Source organism: Blautia faecis (assembly GCF_020554845.1).
Classification (GTDB): Bacteria; Bacillota; Clostridia; order Lachnospirales; family Lachnospiraceae; genus Blautia_A; species Blautia_A faecis.
On sequence record NZ_JAJCIA010000005.1, the window covers coordinates 42716 to 59090 of the forward strand.

The following is a 16375-nucleotide window of genomic DNA, read 5'->3' on the forward strand; positions in this document are numbered from 1 at the left end:
ATTAATCTTCTACATTATTTTTCTTCTTTGCAATTCTTTCATTTTTATCTTTCTGCAATTTCGTACACATCTGTCTGTATCCCAACGCAAAATACGCTTGTTCTTCCAACGTCAGTGTTGCTGGAATTGCTTTTCCTATTGCACAATAAACATCATTCAAAGTATCTTCATATTGTTTTCTCAGCCATTCATTTTCTATTTTTTCAAGATGATACGCTGATAATCTGGATATCTGTCCTAACACCAATGCTGGCATCTGACTTGCACTTGAATAATAACGCTGTACAATTGTAGCATTTACATTTTTCATTGCAACATTCTGTATTGCAGCGTGAACCGCCATAGCAGCACCGCAATGGTATGCTGCACTTTTATGTGTGGAATCGTATTCTGACATAATTTCAGCCCCCTTTCTTCTCATAAGCCAAACTTTCAGCCACTGGCAAGCAGTTGCATCTGGAATTTGTATGCTAGTTGAATTTTCCTCTTTTTCCAACATCTGTGAACGAATATATGCTAAAGAGCGAACTGCAACCACATCTGGCAATGGTGTTCCGTTTATAATTGCACCAATAATTGCCTGCGTGATTTCTGGTAATTCTTTACCTACTCTTTCCCATATCTTGCTATCGGAATTTTGTTTTTTCAGCAAACATAATAATCTTGCATTTAATTTTTTACTTTTTTCATTTTGTATTCCATTCAAGTCTTTCAATTCCAACTGCTCATTCCAAAGAGCAACATTTTTTTGTAATTCTTCATATGAACCACGTTCATACTGCCGAATCATAACGCGTCCATTAACGCCAGATAACAAACATATAGTATATTGATTCGAAAGAGATGGGATTTTTTCACCTGTTGTAACGCTTTTAACTAATTTTGATGCTTGAATCTCTGCAATTCTAGCCTCTCTAGTTCTATCATCCTCTGATATGTCCTCTTCCACATCAACATTTTCTGCCATAGTTATTCCCAGAAAATTAGCCCTCAGAATAGGATCACTGTTGTCTTCGATATTCTGCTCATACCAATGAACAAACTTCATATTTGCCAATACCGGAGCATGTTCTAATAAGTGATCCAGAGCTGCTTTAACAGCAAAAAAAGCATTTTCTGATACTGGTGCATTCACACTCTTCTTCTGATCATAAGAACAAAATGCACTTTTATCAAAACAGATCAAAGCATCACCACGAGCATGTCCTCCAACTACAGCAAGCCCATTAACCGGAGGAACTGTTTCCATTGGAACTGTCTCTTCTCCAGTAATCAAGCATAAAGACCTTTCTTTTTTCTCTATATCGAAAAACTTCTTTCGATATGTATCCCACCACTCCTTTAAGCACTTTGCCTGTACGATTTTTTTCCCATCAACTATAAAAGAAATCCGATCTGATCCTTTTATTTTGTTTTCATTTAAGGCTTCCGCAACTAATAAAAGCGTTTTTTCATCCTCTGCCATTTTCACACATACTTCAAATTCCGAAATCCTATCACTTCCGTCCTTCAAAACCTGGTAATAAAAATTTCTTTTTACTTTTGTCTTATCTTCCTGATCTAAAAGATCTTTAAAAATCACTGACCTCTTTTCTACAATTGGGTTACATTTCTCTTTTCCATTTGCAAGACTTCCAATATCCGGACATAAAACAGGTGTATCATCCCCTAATATAATTCCGAGAAATTCACCTTTTTTGCTTAACGAAACATACGCTTTTATTGTTTTGTTGCTATAACCAGGAGGCAAAACCAGATTATTTTTCATTGCATAATCATATAATGCCTTCAGCATTTTCTTCCCCCTTTCAACACTTCAGGGCTGTCATATGTCGGAACATTTATAATGCCATGTTCTACAACAGCGTGATACAGCGACAATTGTGTCTTAACTTTTTTTCTTATCTCGCAATCATGAAGATCAAAAATATCATAAACCATTAATCCCCCATCCATATTGATGTCAATTGCCTCTTTACTTCCATCACTTTCCTCAAAATAAGCTGTGAACTCTCTTACCCCAAGGGATGGCTGGTAATAACATTTTCCGTTTCTTATTCTTCTGTAAGCCTGATCATATAGTTGCTGCTCTCTGCCTTTGAAATCAGGTCTTGGACAAATAGATGCCGTTATCCGATATCTTACGTCCTTTAACGCTACAGTCTGTCTTTGTGTCCTTTCTTCGTCTGTATATATTACTTTATTATTAACTCTTGTTTTCACTTCATTCCGCTTAAAACTAATATATTGAATCGGATTTAATATTTCAATCCGATCAATCTGCCAATAAAATTCCGCTGGCTTGCTATAGATAGCAGATAATATTCCTCTACATGCCGATGGGGTTGGAAAGGGATATGTCAAACGTTCCACTTTTGCATAAGGCGGTGTGAAGCATGCAAAGTCCCCCCAAACTTCAATTGATATCGCCATTCAAATCACTTCCTTCTCCTTTTATTTGGCAATATGGGGCTGATAAATCAGCCCCATACACGCACATTAACAATAAACACATTTCTATTCTCACCAATTTTTATCCACATACGCAATATAAACTTTTACATATCATTTTCATATTTCAATATGGTTTTCGTTATTGGTGTCGTGTTAATTGTATCATTCCCCACATAATTCGTCAACAAAAAATCAGACAATTTTTCTCACAATTATTATCTTCTCCCACTTCAAATTGCAGTCCCATATCTTCCCGATACATATACTCATACTGCATACGCAAAACATAATATTCTGACTCTACTTTTTGCTTCCTCCTTCTGTCAAAATAATAAATTTGCTCACAATACTTCTCTATATCTTTTTCAAATGTATTGACAGTAATTTTCGCTGCACATTTTACCAGTCCAGGCGTTAAATTACCATTAAGCATCTCTTCTCTTACATTTCTATATAACGACATGCTTTTATTAAAAGGAACAATAACTTTTTTGCCCTGATTCTCAATTAATTTATACTCTTTAGCAATTTTCTCATAATTTCGCTCTTCGATTGCTTTTGTTAAAGCCACTTTATCTTTTGCATACTCACTAAAAAGTATTTCATAATAGTTTGATATACATTTGGGATCATTAATATCTATGCTTTCTCTTGATAGAATCTCTTTTACAACAATTGCTGCATTCTGATACCATCTATCTGGCGGATACAAACTTCCTTCCACTTTGGGTTCAAAAACTATTACTCTTCCAACTTTCTGATTTCCACTCCTGTTACATCTTCCTGCCGCCTGAATAATAGCCTCTAAAGGAGCCAGGGCTCTATATAAAACATCAAAATCTAAATCCACACCAGCTTCAATACATTGTGTGGAAACCACTTTACATGGCAGCCCCTTACTTTGCCTTTCTTTTACCTTTCTTATAATTTCGCTTCGATGCTTTGGACATAGATCTGTCGTTAAGAAGAACAGCTCCTCCGGAGCACAATTGTCGCTTTTTAGGAATTTGAATAATTCAGCAGCATGCCTGCGAAGATTTACAATCACGCAAACATTCTCTTCTTTTTGCATTTCTTGTGCTATGTTTCGCAGTGAAATCTGTCGTTCAACCATCCATTCTACTTGTGTCCTTTTTAGCTTTTCATACATTATTGGATATTCTGGCACAATTTCAGTTGGCATCCAGGATACTCCCTGTATATATTTAAATTCCGGCTGCGTAGCAGTAGAAAAAATCATAGTACAATGATATCTGGCACATAATGTATTTACAGCATTTAAAGTTGCTGACAACAAATTTGATGGTAAACTCTGTGCCTCATCAAACAAAATAATACTATTCGCAATATTATGTAGTTTACGACAATCTGTTGGTTTTTGTGCAAACAGTGTCTGAAAAAATTTAACTGAAGTAGTTATTATAAAAGGGGATTCCCAGCGTTCCGCAAATTCACGCTGTCTGTCATCAAGTTCACTTTGACTATGGTCCTGTAAAATTTCCGGAATAATCTTTGAATAAACCTCATAGCTCTGTTCTGTCAATGCAAGAAAGGGCAGTACAAGTATAATCCGTTTTTTCTCATATTTTACAGCATGTCTTAACGCAAAATGCAACAACGCCAATGTTTTTCCAGTTCCCGTAGGTGCTGTAAGTGTGAATAAACCTTCTTTTAATTCACCAGCCTCACCACAACGCTCAAATAATAAATCACGAATTTTGTTTACCTTCTCTGCTCCCCTTCCGTCCTTCTTCAGTTCTTTTCTATACTCATATAAACGATTTAAATATTGAGCGGCTTCGAAATTTAAGGATTTTTGCAGTTCTTTTTCTGATGAAACGGTATAATCAGCATCTACCAAACAAGAAAATAACATACGGGTATGTAACATTGAATATATAGATTCATTAATTTCTTCCCTTTTCTTCATTTTTTCTATTTTCAGATCTTCTGATAAAAATTCTGGAAAATCATTAAAAAATGCTCTTGACGCTTGTTTATATTGTTTCTGTCCTGCTAGTGCCGCATTCTTTCCACAGTTACACACTACAGGCTTATCCTCCAAGAGGCTATGTTTTAAATATGTTTCCAAATAGTCATAACCAATAAGACCATCGTGATGTCCGTTTATTGCTTCTATAACTGCCTGATAACCAGACGGAACCATCTTTTCTACAAGCAGACAGAACAAAAATGCAGCCCCACAAAGCGCATGGTCAATATGAGTACATTTTCCCTCCAACACACCTTTAAAACTTTCGCTATATTTTCCAAAATCATGCAATTTCCCGCATAATTCTGCCGCTCTTTTATTATCAATCTGCGCGCCAAATTTCCCTGCCATTTCACTAACTTTTTTCAAATGCTTGCACAATAATTCCTGTGTTCCATCTTCACGCTTTGACTTGGCATAATATAATTCATTTTTATCATTCATTTTTATTTATTCCCTTTATATCATCTGTAAAATCACATATTTTTTCACTATTTTCATAATATATTCAGCTATACTTTTCGTCAACACCTAATATGATTAACATTTCCACTTCTATTTTCGAAAGAATAATCCGGCTAATCTTGCATATAATGTAAAATCAGCCGTTTTTCTCTTGAAATGCTTTTTATTTTCGGCTAAAATATATTCATAGTACATATGAGCCGAAGGAGGAGTTCTTATGAGTTATATCTCAAGAAGCTTGGAAAGCGTTGTTGAAAGTGTTACCAAAGAATATCCTGTAGTTTTAGTAACTGGTCCCAGGCAGGTAGGAAAGACTACAATGCTACAGAAATTAATGAATGACAGTCCTCGCAGTTATGTTTCACTGGATGACCTGAATGAGCGTGACCTTGCAAAAAATGATCCTGAACTTTTTTTACAGCTGCATAAACCACCAATCCTCATCGATGAAGTTCAATATGCGCCTGAATTGTTCACTTATATAAAAATATATGCCGATTCACACCAGGAGCCTGGAGCATTTTGGCTTACTGGCTCTCAGATTTTTAAATTAATGAAAGGCGTACAGGAATCTCTTGCAGGACGAGTGGCTGTATTACCAATGACATCTTTATCACAAGCTGAGATATGCGGTGCGCAAATGAGTCCATTTGAGATAGAACTGAATTCGCTGGTTTCCAGAGAAAAACAACGTACGCCAGCAGATACACGAGAAATATTTGAAAGAATTTATAGAGGTTCCATGCCTGCTATTGCAAGTGGTAAGAACACAAACAGCCAGATTTTTTATAGCAGCTACCTGTCCACTTACATTGAACGTGACGTTAAAGAACTTTCAGCTTCCATTGACTCACTGAAATTTCTCCGCTTTATGACAGCAGTTGCCGCCAGATGTTCTCAAATGCTAAATGTTGCAGAAATCGCAGTTGATGCGGATATTAATCAGAAGCAGGCAAAAGACTGGCTACAGATTCTGGAAACTTTAGGAATTATATTTTATCTGCACCCGTATTCAAATAATCTTTTGAAAAGACTGGTAAAAACACCCAAACTCTATTTTTATGACACTGGTCTTGTAAGCCATCTGACTCGTTGGAGTAATGCTGAGGTATTAGAATATGGAGCAATGAACGGTGCTATTTTGGAGAACTATGTTGTGTCTGAAATTGCAAAAACCTATTTGAACTGTGGACAAGAACCATATATGTATTACTACCGTGATAAAGATGCCAGAGAAATTGACATTGTTCTGGAACATGATGGGATATTGAATCCTTTGGAAATCAAAAAAACCTCTAATCCAGGTTCCGAACTCACTAAAGTATTCGCACTTCTGGACAAGGCTTCTGTTCCCCGAGGAAAAGGTGCAATTATTTGTATGAAGCCTAGCGTAGGCGTAATCGACAGGGAAAATTATATTGTACCCATTTGGACAATTTGAACGCAGATAAGAATTCCCCTGTTTCAAGTGCGCGGAGAACGAAAGGCCAATGCCATTTAGATTGTTTCGGATTTCAGAATTTCCATTGGTGTTATCTGCTGAAACAGATTAATTCCATGACTCCTTTTGAGCTGGAAGAAGAACAGCTTCTTGTGGAAACTCATGGGCAGTCTACGCCGGCAATCGGGGCTGCACTTTTTTATGTGGAGGAATTTATCCACTCGGTTTAATACAAAAAAATCAATGCAAAACATGTAATTACACATTTTTCTTGACAAAAGTTTTTGCTCTTATTATAATTACCACTGATAATTAACGGTGGTAATTATTTTTTGTGAGGAGAAATACACATGGACATTGAACTTATCAAACGTATGATGGATGCCTGTTATCAGGGCAAGCGGATCCGGGATATGCTGCCGCCTCTGCCAGATGGAGTTGCATCTTCTTATATTCAATATCTGGATATCATTGAAAAGCTGGAAAAGCAGGGAATTCAAGTGAAGGTATCAGATGTAAGTGATGCTCTTTCTCTCCCGCGTCCCGGTGTAACCCGTACAGTGAAGGACATGGAAACCAAAGGCTATGTGAAAAAGTTTGCATCTGCAGAGGACGGCCGGGTTACTTATCTTACTGTCACAGAAGCCGGAAAAGCCCTTTCCGAAAAGTACAATAAGCAGTACTTTACTATCCTGTCCGGTTATGTAGACAGTATTCCAGATGAGGACATTCTGTGTACCATCCGGACCATGGAGAAATTTTACAAAATTATGTGTGAAAGGAGAATTGACCTTGACAAATGAAAAAAATGATTTCACCCAGGGCAGCATTCTGAAAAAGCTTGCCCTTTTTATGCTGCCGATTCTGGGAGCCCTTGTACTGCAGGCAGCATATGGTGCAGTAGACCTTCTGGTAGTTGGACGCTTCGGCTCTACATCCGGACTGTCTGCTGTTTCTACCGGCAGTCAGGTGCTGAACCTTGTTACCTTTGTGGTAACACAGTTTGCTATGGGAATCACAGTCCTCATAGCCCGCTATCTTGGCGAAAAAAAGCCTGAACAGATTGGCTCTGTTATTGGCGGTGCTGCAGTTGTTTTTGCTGTCATTTCTGCCATACTTTTTATTGTAATGATTGCTTTCGCCCACCCTATTTCCGTACTTATGCAGGCTCCTGAGGAGGCTGTTTCACTTACCACAAGCTATGTAAGAATCTGTGGAAGCGGTATTTTCTTCATTGTTGCCTATAACCTGCTTTCTGCTATTTTCCGCGGGCTTGGTGATAGTAAATCGCCGCTTTTATTTGTTCTGGTAGCCTGTATCGTAAATATTTTCGGAGATTTATTTCTGGTTGCAGGACTTCATCTGGATGCCACCGGTGCAGCTCTCGCAACCGTTTTCGCACAGGCGGTCAGTGTAGTATGTGCGATCGTCATCCTGCTGAAAAAGGAGCTTCCCTTTTCCATCAAAAAATCCGACTTATGTTTTAATTCCCAATGTAAACGTTTTCTGGGAATCGGACTGCCTCTGGCTCTCCAGGAATTTCTTACCCAGATGTCCTTCCTGGCACTTTGTGCATTTGTAAACAGATTAGGGCTGGAAGCCTCCTCCGGATATGGGGTTGCCTGCAAAATTGTAAACTTTGCCATGCTGATTCCAAGCGCACTGATGCAGTCCATGGCCTCCTTCGTTTCCCAGAACGTAGGCGCAGGAAAATCAAAGCGTGCAAAGCAGTCTATGTTCACCGGAATCGGAGTCGGACTGCTATTCGGATGTCTGGTTTTTGTTCTGATTCTATTGAAGGGCGATGTACTTGCCAGCCTGTTCTCAACTGATGCAGCAGTTATCCAGAAAGGCTTTGATTATCTGAAGGGCTTCGCTCCTGAAATAATTTTAACAGCAATTATGTTCAGTATGGTTGGTTATTTTAACGGAAATAATCAGACCTTGTGGGTTATGTTCCAGGGATTGTTTCAGACGCTTCTGGTACGTCTTCCAATGTCATATTATATGAGCATTCAGCCTGATGCCAGCCTGACAAAAATCGGCCTAGCGGCACCTGCCTCCACACTGGTTGGAATTTTGCTTAATATGATTTTCTTTCTGTATTTCAACAAAAAAATTAATAACAGGCAATAAGTAAAAATTCAAAGTGTCTACACGATGCGTAGACATTTTGAACAGGCGAAAGCCGTATAAAAAAAGTCCCCTGCGCAGTCTGTAAAATATACTGCGTAGGGGACTTGTTTTGTGACGGGGTTATTCTTATTATGCCCGTTTTGCTGCTTTTTCAGCCTCTGGTTTTTCCAAAAGCTTCTTAATACCCTGGATTGCAACCAGCACACCCAGTATTAACAGTAATACTGCAAATATCAGCTGTAAAGAATTTCCAAGATCCAGACCTGTTGTTGCAAATGCTTTGGAAAGCTTTACAATTGTCATTCCAAGTGCGGTAAAGGTAACTGCCATCATAAATACCATTGGTACCCAGAGCATCCAGCCCTGACGCTTGGTCTTCTTTAAGAATACGGCGCAGGCTACCAATGCAAGTACGGATAACAGCTGGTTTGCAGAACCGAACAACGGCCAGATTTCCGCGTATCCAACCTTTGTAAGCAGGTAAGCAAGTACAAGTGTAATGATGGTTGCAAAGTATTTGTTTGTTACCACTTTCTGGAACGAACTCATATTTTTCTCATCTGTGTCGGAATCAAGGAAAAATTCCTGGAAGGACAGACGTCCTACTCTGGCTACAGAATCAAGAGATGTAAGCGCAAATGCGGATACCGCAAGATTGATCAGCGTGAACACAAGGGAGTGAGGCAAACCAATCACAGAAAGGAAGTTTGCAATCGCACCTGCAAAAATCTGTGGCTGAGTGGTAAGTCCCTGTGCTGCTGCCTCGCCCTGTCCAAAGGATGCAACTGCGATCAATGCGATAATTGCAAGCATACTTTCCATAAGCATTGCACCAAAGGAAACCGGCAGCATATTCTTTTCATTTTTAATCTGCTTGGAAGCAGTACCGGAAGATACCAGGGAATGGAAGCCGGAAACTGCACCACAGGCGATTGTTACAAATAAGATTGGGAACATGTATTGTCCATCTACATTAAAGCTTGTAAATGCCTGAAGATTACATGCCGGGTTCGCTGCAAATACACCGATAACAGCGCCAACGATCATGAAAATCAGCAGATAACTGTTCAGATAATCACGTGGCTGAAGCAATGCCCATACAGGAGCTACACTGGCAATCAGAATATATACAAAGATAATAATGTGCCAGGTTCCAAGGCTTACATACATTGGGAACTGAAGTCCCAGCACAATTGCTGCGACCAACAGCACAATTGCAAAAGCAGTATTAACCCATTTATTGAACTTTGTATATTTCAGGAAAAATCCAAGTCCAACTGCTTCAAAAATGAATAACATGGAAGTAGTTGCAACAGCTCCGTTTGCCACTACCTTTGTCACTTCTCCTGCATCATTTGTGGCAAATCCGTTAAAGGTTCCGGCTACAACATCTGCGAATGCCGCAACAACCAGAATACAGAACAGCCAGCAGAATAAAAGGAATAATTTTTTTCCAAGTTTTCCAATGTACGCTTCAATAATGTATCCGATTGTACGTCCTTTGTTCTTTACAGAGGCATACATAGATGCAAAGTCCTGAACTGCTCCAAAGAACACACCACCGATCAGGATCCAAAGCAGTACCGGAAGCCATCCAAAAATGGCTGCCTGGATTGGTCCGTTGATCGGGCCGGCACCGGCAATGGATGCGAACTGATGTCCAAATACTACATTGGTATCAGCCGGTACATAATCAACTCCATCCTCCATTTCGTAAGCCGGAGTTTTTGCTTTCGGGTCAATTCCCCATTTGTTCTGGAGGTAACGGCCATACAGAAGATAGGCGCCGCCCAGAACTACGATAGCGATTACCATCATCATAATTCCACTCATAATCTTTCTCCTCGTCTTTCATTTTTAGTCAAGTGGTTAATATATATAAAAAACGCCCTTGCTATCCAATGGATAACAAAGGCGGAATTTCCGTGGTACCACTTTGTATTATCGTATCTATTACTAAATACGACCACTCATTGCTGTCTGTATAAACAGCTTCTTCTGTAACGTGAAGACTACGTCCCGGCTTACTGAAATTAGTTATTATTTTTTCAGCGGGATGCTCCCAGGTGATACCACAAAATACCTTCTGCCGCCTCTCACCAGTCTGCGGCTCTCTGTGTTCCGGTTATCTTTTGTAATTTGTCCTGTTCCATGCATTTCTCTTTATCTAACTAAAGTTTTACTACTTTTTTTAGAAAATTGCAATACCGTATTTGTATATATTATATAGTTTTCTTTATCTATTTTGTGCATTTTCACCGACCGGTATCAGTATTTTCAGGTCAAACCAATTTTCCTTTGTGTCAATGGAGACAGCGCCATCATATTTATTTACCGTATAGCGAATGCTTTTCAGTCCATAACCATGGAATTCCTTGTCCCGCTTCGTTGTGATAAATGCTCCGTCCTGATAGTTTAGTTCGGTATCATAATAATTTTCAAACCGGAGAAGCAGAAAGTTTTTCTGTTTTGAGACACTGACGTGTATCAGCCTTTTTTCTTTATCCGGAATCTTCAACTCGCATTCAATAGCATTATCCAGTGCATTTCCAAAAATACTGCAGATATCCATAACGTCCATAAAATTCAGCAAGGTTCCATCTGCAACGCAGGTAAAGGTAATGTTATGCTTTGCGCAATAAAGGCTCTTGGTAGTCAGCACAGTATCCAACACTTTATTTCCTGTTTTGTTCTGGTTTTCATATTTCTTTATATCCGCTTCCATTTTATCCAGAAATTCTTCTCTTTTCCCAGAATCAGTTTCACTTCTTAACACAGCGATCTGATGCTTCAGATCATGATACTTATAATTGATCAGCTCAATGCTTTCCTTTGACTGCTTGTATTGCGCATACTGATTCTGAAGCACATTCTGCACCGCCTCCAGTTCTTTTCTTACCCGAAGTTCACAGCACTGTATCAAATGTGCATATAGAATTGCAATTCCTGCAACATCTACTATAGTACGGATATTCCCTATTTCAAAAGAATATCTGCCTGTAAATGGAGTGTTCACATTCACATAACTCATATTACTGACAGCAAATACAGCAATACCGATCAGAAGTCCGGAAAAATATTCCCTTCTGGTGATTTCCATCTGTCCATCCTTTGGCAGATGAACATGGAGAATTTTGTACAATATCACTGCAATCACACCATAGATCAGAAGAATTGCCATTCCCTGCAGCCACCAGGACATCCATGCTTCTTTCCTTGTATAACACAGAATCTGCCACCCAGCAGAAGCCATAAATTCAGCTGCTACAAAAGCAATCATTCCAAAATATGCCGCATCTGTCATCCTTATCTCACAGCAGCAAAAAACAAAAGCAACCATCAAAAAAACTGCAAATATCATACAAGGGATCCATAAAATCAATCTTACCCCACCGGTAGAAATCAGAAATACGCCCTGTATTCCAAATGCGCCTGCCACAAGACAACCTGTTACAGCCGGTGAAAATCTTTTTTTGAAAGGCAGAATAAAAATCAGACAAGCCATCCACTCTGCAAGTGCCGTATAAAGTCTTGGAATATCCGGCAGATAATATTCTGTCATTTTATCACCTCTCCCCAATATCTGGTCAGGGCTTCCATGAAGGCCTTTCTGCGTGCACGGCTTAATGTCAGATTTTCTCCCTTCACCAAAGCGCATCCATCCTGGATTCGGTCCACATGCTGGAGGTTGATCAGATATCCCTTATTTCCACGGCAGAAATTCATCTCCGAAAGCTTTTCCTCCATCTCCTTCATTTTCCCTGTTGTCTCATAGTCACCCAGTATGGTATGGAGTATCAGAGTATGTCCCTGACTTTCAATATAATAAATATTTGCAACATTGATCCTAACCATGCCGCCCTTCATATTCACCATGATGATCTTCGTTTCCCTTTTTTTCATCCGGCTGATGGCGCGGTTAAGTCTCTGGGAAAATGCGAAATAGGACACCGGCTTCAGTACATAATCCAGCGCATCCACTGCATATCCTCTGATTGCATATTGTGCCATATTCGTAATAAAAATGATCACAACCTCCGTGTCAATTTTGCGTATTTCTTCAGCGGCAGACATTCCGTCCATGAATTTCATTTCCACATCCATCAGGATAATATCGTACTGGGATTTATATTTATTTACAATCTGATCGCCGTCTGAATAGACTGTAATGTCAAACATCTCTTTGTTCTCTTTTTCATATTGATGCAGAAACTGCTGAAGCTGCTTTGCATACAGTTCTTCATCTTCTACAATCGCAATGCTGATCATGCCAGTCCTCCTTTTTTCCTGTTATTACGCCTCCTTTCATAATAAATAATTTTCCCTCACTCTGCAAGACAAAAATCATATAAAAAAATCCCCCTTTTTTGCTCTGGAAATTTCACAGATTCCTTGCTCTTCTTATTCCAGATTTAAAAGGGGGACTTATGTCTCCAGATTATTGTTTAATTATTCGTTTGCAGCCTGTTTTTTCTTTTTTCTCCAGCGTACAATTACAATTGTATCAACTACAATAAGAACAACTGCAAGAATCACATCAATCATTACAAACAGTTTTGTCATATTGGTCATTCCGGTTGCCGGATTTCCATCTGCATAATATCCACTGTTTGCTACTGTATAAAGGATATTTTTGCAAGCCTGACGCATTGCAAGTACTGCTGTTGCGCTCTCGTCTGTCAGTTTGTTGGACTCTGCACTGTTAAATCCAAGCATCAGATCATTTCCGTTTCTGATACAATGATCGGTGATCATGTAACCATAGGAACCGTCATAATCGGTTTCTACCATTCCAACAAATCCCCATTCTCCACGGAGCACGTTGTTCAAAAGCTCGTTGTTTGCACAGCTTGGTACTGTACCGATCCAGTTGAAGGAGGACATAACTGCCATTGCTTTTCCTTCAAAGCCCTTTGTTGCAAGCTCGAATGCTTTCAGATATCCTTCACGGATTGTCTGCTCGGAAGCAAATGTGAGAAGGAAAGAGCATTTCTAATTGCACTCTTAGATAGCCCTATCCGTTGTGATAGAACCTGAACTGAATCTCCATTTTTTTCCATTAAACTTCGTATCTTTTTTCCTGTTTGAAGTTTATCGACTTTCATTTCATCAGCAATCATTCATTTTCCCCTTACATCGCGTTTATCTATTTTTATTATAACAAGCGTTTAGACAATCGCAAGCACAAGTTTACTTTCGTTTAAATATTGTTTAGTTTTCATGGCAAACTCTCTGAACCACACAACCTCCCCGAGGACGTCAAGTCATTACTACAAACTTTTTGACCTTTTTTTCTTCGATTTTTCCCATAAAACCGTTGTTTTAGAACGGAGGACGTTATATTGTTGTCACAAAAACAGTAGGGAGGATGTAACGTCATTGTCATATCATCATCGCCACTTTCATTGCCATTATCATCGCCATTGGCAATGGTAATGGCAATGACAATTCAACTTTTATAAAATAAGCTACATAAGCAAAACATTTCACAAAATACTCACCCGGTGGTTCATACCTCTGACAATGCTCCATCACTCTCTATCATTTTGATCTCTTCAGCTGCATTCAAGACATTCAGCTGATATTCCGCAATCTCTTGTAATATTTTGAATCTTTCTTCTTTTTCTTTTCCTTCACGCAGCATCTGTGCATTATGTGATTCCAGATTAGAAAGAACTGTTAATTCATTAATTGTTGCAAAATCTCTGACATTGTTTTTCTTTGCAAGTTCAGGATTTGCCTCTCTCCATGCTTTCGCCGTAAATCCAAATAATGCCACATTTAATATATCTGCCTCTTCCGCATATGCCAGCCATTGAAGGTTTTCTCTGTAATTCATTTGAGGAAGCAAATATTTTTTTACAGCATCCGTCTGAATCAGATAATTATTTTTACTCAAGAAACGTTTTGCATCCCATTCCTTCTGCTCAGAATTGTTTTCTTCTTCCTTCAAACGCTGAAATTCTTTTATCAAATATAGCTTAAACACTGGACTGATTGCAGATGCAAATTCAAACGCAATATCTTTGTGTGCATATGTACCACCGTATTTTCCACGCTTTACGTATAATCCAATGGCATTTGTTTTATTGATCCATTCCGCTGCACTTAATACAAATGTATGTAACCCTGCCTCTGCTTTAAAGTGGTCGAATTCGACCACTTTAAAATCGGAATTATAAATTTTCTCCCAAGTTCCCAAAAACTCCAATGTATTTCTGTTTCTTAACCAGTTTTTCACAATATCTGCACAACGTGAATCTCCTGACTTCGCCTTAGCAATATCTGTAATACAAATATAATCATCTAACTCTTGTTTTGAAATAGAAATCTGCACATTTTGTACTTCGATCACTTTATTCTTCATACACATCTTCCTTTACAATAAGATTATCCATCTTTACCTTATACGCTAACAAACGTAATACATAATCCGGCATCTTTCTGGTTCCTCGTTCCCATTCTGTTACCGTTCTGTACGGGATTTCAAAATATTCACAGAATTCTTTTCTGTTCATTCCGGTACTTTCCCGTAATCTTTTTATTTCATCTTTTATTTCCATTTCTTTTCCTCTTTCTTTTTACACATTGTGTATATATTGTAACATATTTTTTTATCAGTCACAACGTTTATCATCTTTATTTTGGTATACTTCCAGCTGTACACAGTGCCCCTGAGGATGTCAAATCATTGCTACAAAAAATATGCGGCTTTTTTGCCACGAAAATGGCTTAAAACCGCATATTTCTGTATAGAGGATGTTATATAATTGTCACAAAATGATAACTTCACTTTTGTATATTAAAATACGTTCTCATTTCTCCCTGAAAAGAAGAATGTCTTGGAAATTTTTTCCTGTATTGCTCATAAATATGTCTTTTAGCCCCCAGCATTCCCATATTTTCTTTTATTTTTCCTACAGTTGCCAAAAGTCCTGCAACCTCGCCATAGTGGCTTCTGTGCTGTCCGGATACAATTGCATCTGCTCTTTTATATACAATGCTTTCCGCCCATATCAGATATTTTTCACATTCTGTTTTTTCTATTGGAAAATACGTTTTCCACCGTTGAAAATAATTCCAGAATTCAGTTACTTTATGTTCCTGACACTCACTTTGAATGTCTGTTTCGAACTTCAGCAGATTCTTTCTCTCTTTTTCATCATGAAATCCTATATAGGATGCGATACTTTTTGCTGCTGTTGAAGGAAATGGACGATTATATAAATAAAGTAAAAACAATCTGATTCCATAATCTATAAACGAGCTACTCCACCCCAAAGATCCTTCCACTTCTGTATTTGTGTCATTTTTTCATTTACAAGCTCATCAGACATTCTCACCTGCACTATCTATGCTTTCTCGTTTCCAAACTGAATTCCGGATGCTTCAACTATCTTTTGAAATTCTTTTTTTGTTTACCTGACATCATATTTTGCATTTTAAGGACAATATTCTGCAATTCTTTTTTTGATAATTTTTTTATATCTTCTTCTTTCATTTAAGGCAGTTCTCCCTTACTTTTTCCTTCCACAGCATTTCTTATATTTTTTTCCTCTGCCACATGGACAAGGACCATTTGGATACACTTTCTTCTCTTTTACAATTGGCTGCTGAATCGGCTGTGCAAAATCATCATATAGGTCATTATAGAGTTCCGCTTTCTCCCCTGTTCAACTTTTCCTTCCGCATATAACTCTTCTCCGATTGCGGATTTAAAGTTGCTTGCATCATCAAAACTCCAGTCCAACATTTCCAGAATTCTTCTGCAAAATTCCACACGCTTTTTATGCTCACCTGCATTACTCAGTTCCATTTCCAAGTCCTGCAGCCATGCATCTATTGGATATTGATAATCTTGTCCCATTCGTCCCATTCTGTCAGAA

The 16375-nt window shown here is 38.5% G+C and carries 15 protein-coding genes and 1 other annotated feature; of the genes, 3 read left to right on the top strand and 12 right to left on the bottom strand.

Going from position 1 to position 16375, the window contains the following annotated elements:
* Window position 1: 1 nt before the first annotated feature.
* The 3 genes from cas8c to cas3 all read right to left on the bottom strand — a co-directional run bounded on the left by cas8c (window position 2) and on the right by cas3 (window position 4891).
* On the bottom strand, window positions 2-1795 hold the full coding sequence (cas8c, locus tag LIZ66_RS03900) for a type I-C CRISPR-associated protein Cas8c/Csd1 (protein WP_227200238.1): 1794 nt from the start codon (window positions 1793-1795) through the stop codon (window positions 2-4).
* On the bottom strand, window positions 1789-2433 hold the full coding sequence (gene cas5c, locus LIZ66_RS03905) for a type I-C CRISPR-associated protein Cas5c (RefSeq protein ID WP_227200240.1): 645 nt from the start codon (window positions 2431-2433) through the stop codon (window positions 1789-1791). The genes cas8c and cas5c overlap by 7 nt, the downstream gene beginning before the upstream one ends.
* A 202-nt stretch (window positions 2434-2635) precedes the next feature.
* A complete protein-coding gene (gene cas3, locus LIZ66_RS03910) occupies window positions 2636-4891 on the bottom strand; it encodes a CRISPR-associated helicase Cas3' (RefSeq protein ID WP_227200241.1) in 2256 nt (751 codons plus the stop codon).
* Window positions 4892-5129: 238 nt separating this feature from the next.
* On the opposite strand from cas3, the gene LIZ66_RS03915 reads away from it, so the two are divergent.
* From LIZ66_RS03915 to LIZ66_RS03925, 3 genes are all read left to right on the top strand, one after another.
* On the top strand, window positions 5130-6353 hold the full coding sequence (locus LIZ66_RS03915; RefSeq protein WP_173771510.1) for an ATP-binding protein: 1224 nt from the start codon (window positions 5130-5132) through the stop codon (window positions 6351-6353).
* Window positions 6354-6703: 350 nt separating this feature from the next.
* Window positions 6704-7156: a MarR family winged helix-turn-helix transcriptional regulator gene (locus tag LIZ66_RS03920; protein WP_173771512.1), complete on the top strand. Its 453-nt coding sequence runs from the start codon at window positions 6704-6706 to the stop codon at window positions 7154-7156.
* Window positions 7146-8489: an MATE family efflux transporter gene (locus LIZ66_RS03925; protein WP_173771514.1), complete on the top strand. Its 1344-nt coding sequence runs from the start codon at window positions 7146-7148 to the stop codon at window positions 8487-8489. The genes LIZ66_RS03920 and LIZ66_RS03925 overlap by 11 nt, the downstream gene beginning before the upstream one ends.
* A 129-nt stretch (window positions 8490-8618) precedes the next feature.
* Here LIZ66_RS03925 and LIZ66_RS03930 read toward each other — a convergent pair whose 3' ends face one another.
* From LIZ66_RS03930 to LIZ66_RS03970, 9 genes are all read right to left on the bottom strand, one after another.
* Entirely contained in the window at window positions 8619-10322 is a 1704-nt protein-coding gene (locus LIZ66_RS03930; RefSeq protein ID WP_173771516.1) for a carbon starvation CstA family protein, read from the bottom strand.
* 74 nt (window positions 10323-10396) lie between these two features.
* Window positions 10397-10650: a binding site (T-box leader), on the bottom strand.
* A 75-nt stretch (window positions 10651-10725) separates the two neighbouring features.
* Window positions 10726-12051 carry an ATP-binding protein gene (locus LIZ66_RS03935; protein ID WP_173771518.1) on the bottom strand — a complete coding sequence of 442 codons (1326 nt, stop codon included), beginning with the start codon at window positions 12049-12051 and terminating at the stop codon, window positions 10726-10728.
* A complete protein-coding gene (locus tag LIZ66_RS03940) occupies window positions 12048-12758 on the bottom strand; it encodes a LytR/AlgR family response regulator transcription factor (protein ID WP_227200243.1) in 711 nt (236 codons plus the stop codon). The genes LIZ66_RS03935 and LIZ66_RS03940 overlap by 4 nt, the downstream gene beginning before the upstream one ends.
* Window positions 12759-12938: 180 nt before the next feature.
* Entirely contained in the window at window positions 12939-13382 is a 444-nt protein-coding gene (locus LIZ66_RS03945; RefSeq protein WP_408611492.1) for a hypothetical protein, read from the bottom strand.
* A 41-nt stretch (window positions 13383-13423) separates the two neighbouring features.
* Window positions 13424-13609 carry a hypothetical protein gene (locus LIZ66_RS03950; protein WP_173771522.1) on the bottom strand — a complete coding sequence of 62 codons (186 nt, stop codon included), beginning with the start codon at window positions 13607-13609 and terminating at the stop codon, window positions 13424-13426.
* 389 nt (window positions 13610-13998) lie between these two features.
* Window positions 13999-14856 carry a KilA-N domain-containing protein gene (locus LIZ66_RS03955; RefSeq protein ID WP_173771524.1) on the bottom strand — a complete coding sequence of 286 codons (858 nt, stop codon included), beginning with the start codon at window positions 14854-14856 and terminating at the stop codon, window positions 13999-14001.
* Entirely contained in the window at window positions 14846-15052 is a 207-nt protein-coding gene (locus tag LIZ66_RS03960) for a helix-turn-helix domain-containing protein (RefSeq protein ID WP_173771526.1), read from the bottom strand. Before LIZ66_RS03960 ends, LIZ66_RS03955 begins: the two co-directional genes overlap by 11 nt.
* Window positions 15053-16006: 954 nt before the next feature.
* A complete protein-coding gene (locus LIZ66_RS03965) occupies window positions 16007-16078 on the bottom strand; it encodes an SEC-C metal-binding domain-containing protein (RefSeq protein WP_227200264.1) in 72 nt (23 codons plus the stop codon).
* 11 nt (window positions 16079-16089) lie between these two features.
* Window positions 16090-16356 carry a hypothetical protein gene (locus LIZ66_RS03970; protein WP_173771530.1) on the bottom strand — a complete coding sequence of 89 codons (267 nt, stop codon included), beginning with the start codon at window positions 16354-16356 and terminating at the stop codon, window positions 16090-16092.
* Window positions 16357-16375 lie beyond the last annotated feature (19 nt).

Coding starts and splice junctions, on each gene's coding strand:
- cas8c (WP_227200238.1), bottom strand. CDS start 1,795: ATGCTGAAGGCATTATATGATTATGCAATGAAAAATAATCTGGTTTTG.
- LIZ66_RS03930 (WP_173771516.1), bottom strand. CDS start 10,322: ATGAGTGGAATTATGATGATGGTAATCGCTATCGTAGTTCTGGGCGGC.
- LIZ66_RS03935 (WP_173771518.1), bottom strand. CDS start 12,051: ATGACAGAATATTATCTGCCGGATATTCCAAGACTTTATACGGCACTT.
- LIZ66_RS03955 (WP_173771524.1), bottom strand. CDS start 14,856: ATGAAGAATAAAGTGATCGAAGTACAAAATGTGCAGATTTCTATTTCA.
- LIZ66_RS03970 (WP_173771530.1), bottom strand. CDS start 16,356: ATGGGACAAGATTATCAATATCCAATAGATGCATGGCTGCAGGACTTG.
- cas3 (WP_227200241.1), bottom strand. CDS start 4,891: ATGAATGATAAAAATGAATTATATTATGCCAAGTCAAAGCGTGAAGAT.
- cas5c (WP_227200240.1), bottom strand. CDS start 2,433: ATGGCGATATCAATTGAAGTTTGGGGGGACTTTGCATGCTTCACACCG.
- LIZ66_RS03940 (WP_227200243.1), bottom strand. CDS start 12,758: ATGATCAGCATTGCGATTGTAGAAGATGAAGAACTGTATGCAAAGCAG.
- LIZ66_RS03915 (WP_173771510.1), top strand. CDS start 5,130: ATGAGTTATATCTCAAGAAGCTTGGAAAGCGTTGTTGAAAGTGTTACC.
- LIZ66_RS03945 (WP_408611492.1), bottom strand. CDS start 13,382: ATGGCAGTTATGTCCTCCTTCAACTGGATCGGTACAGTACCAAGCTGT.
- LIZ66_RS03960 (WP_173771526.1), bottom strand. CDS start 15,052: ATGGAAATAAAAGATGAAATAAAAAGATTACGGGAAAGTACCGGAATG.
- LIZ66_RS03950 (WP_173771522.1), bottom strand. CDS start 13,609: ATGATTGCTGATGAAATGAAAGTCGATAAACTTCAAACAGGAAAAAAG.
- LIZ66_RS03920 (WP_173771512.1), top strand. CDS start 6,704: ATGGACATTGAACTTATCAAACGTATGATGGATGCCTGTTATCAGGGC.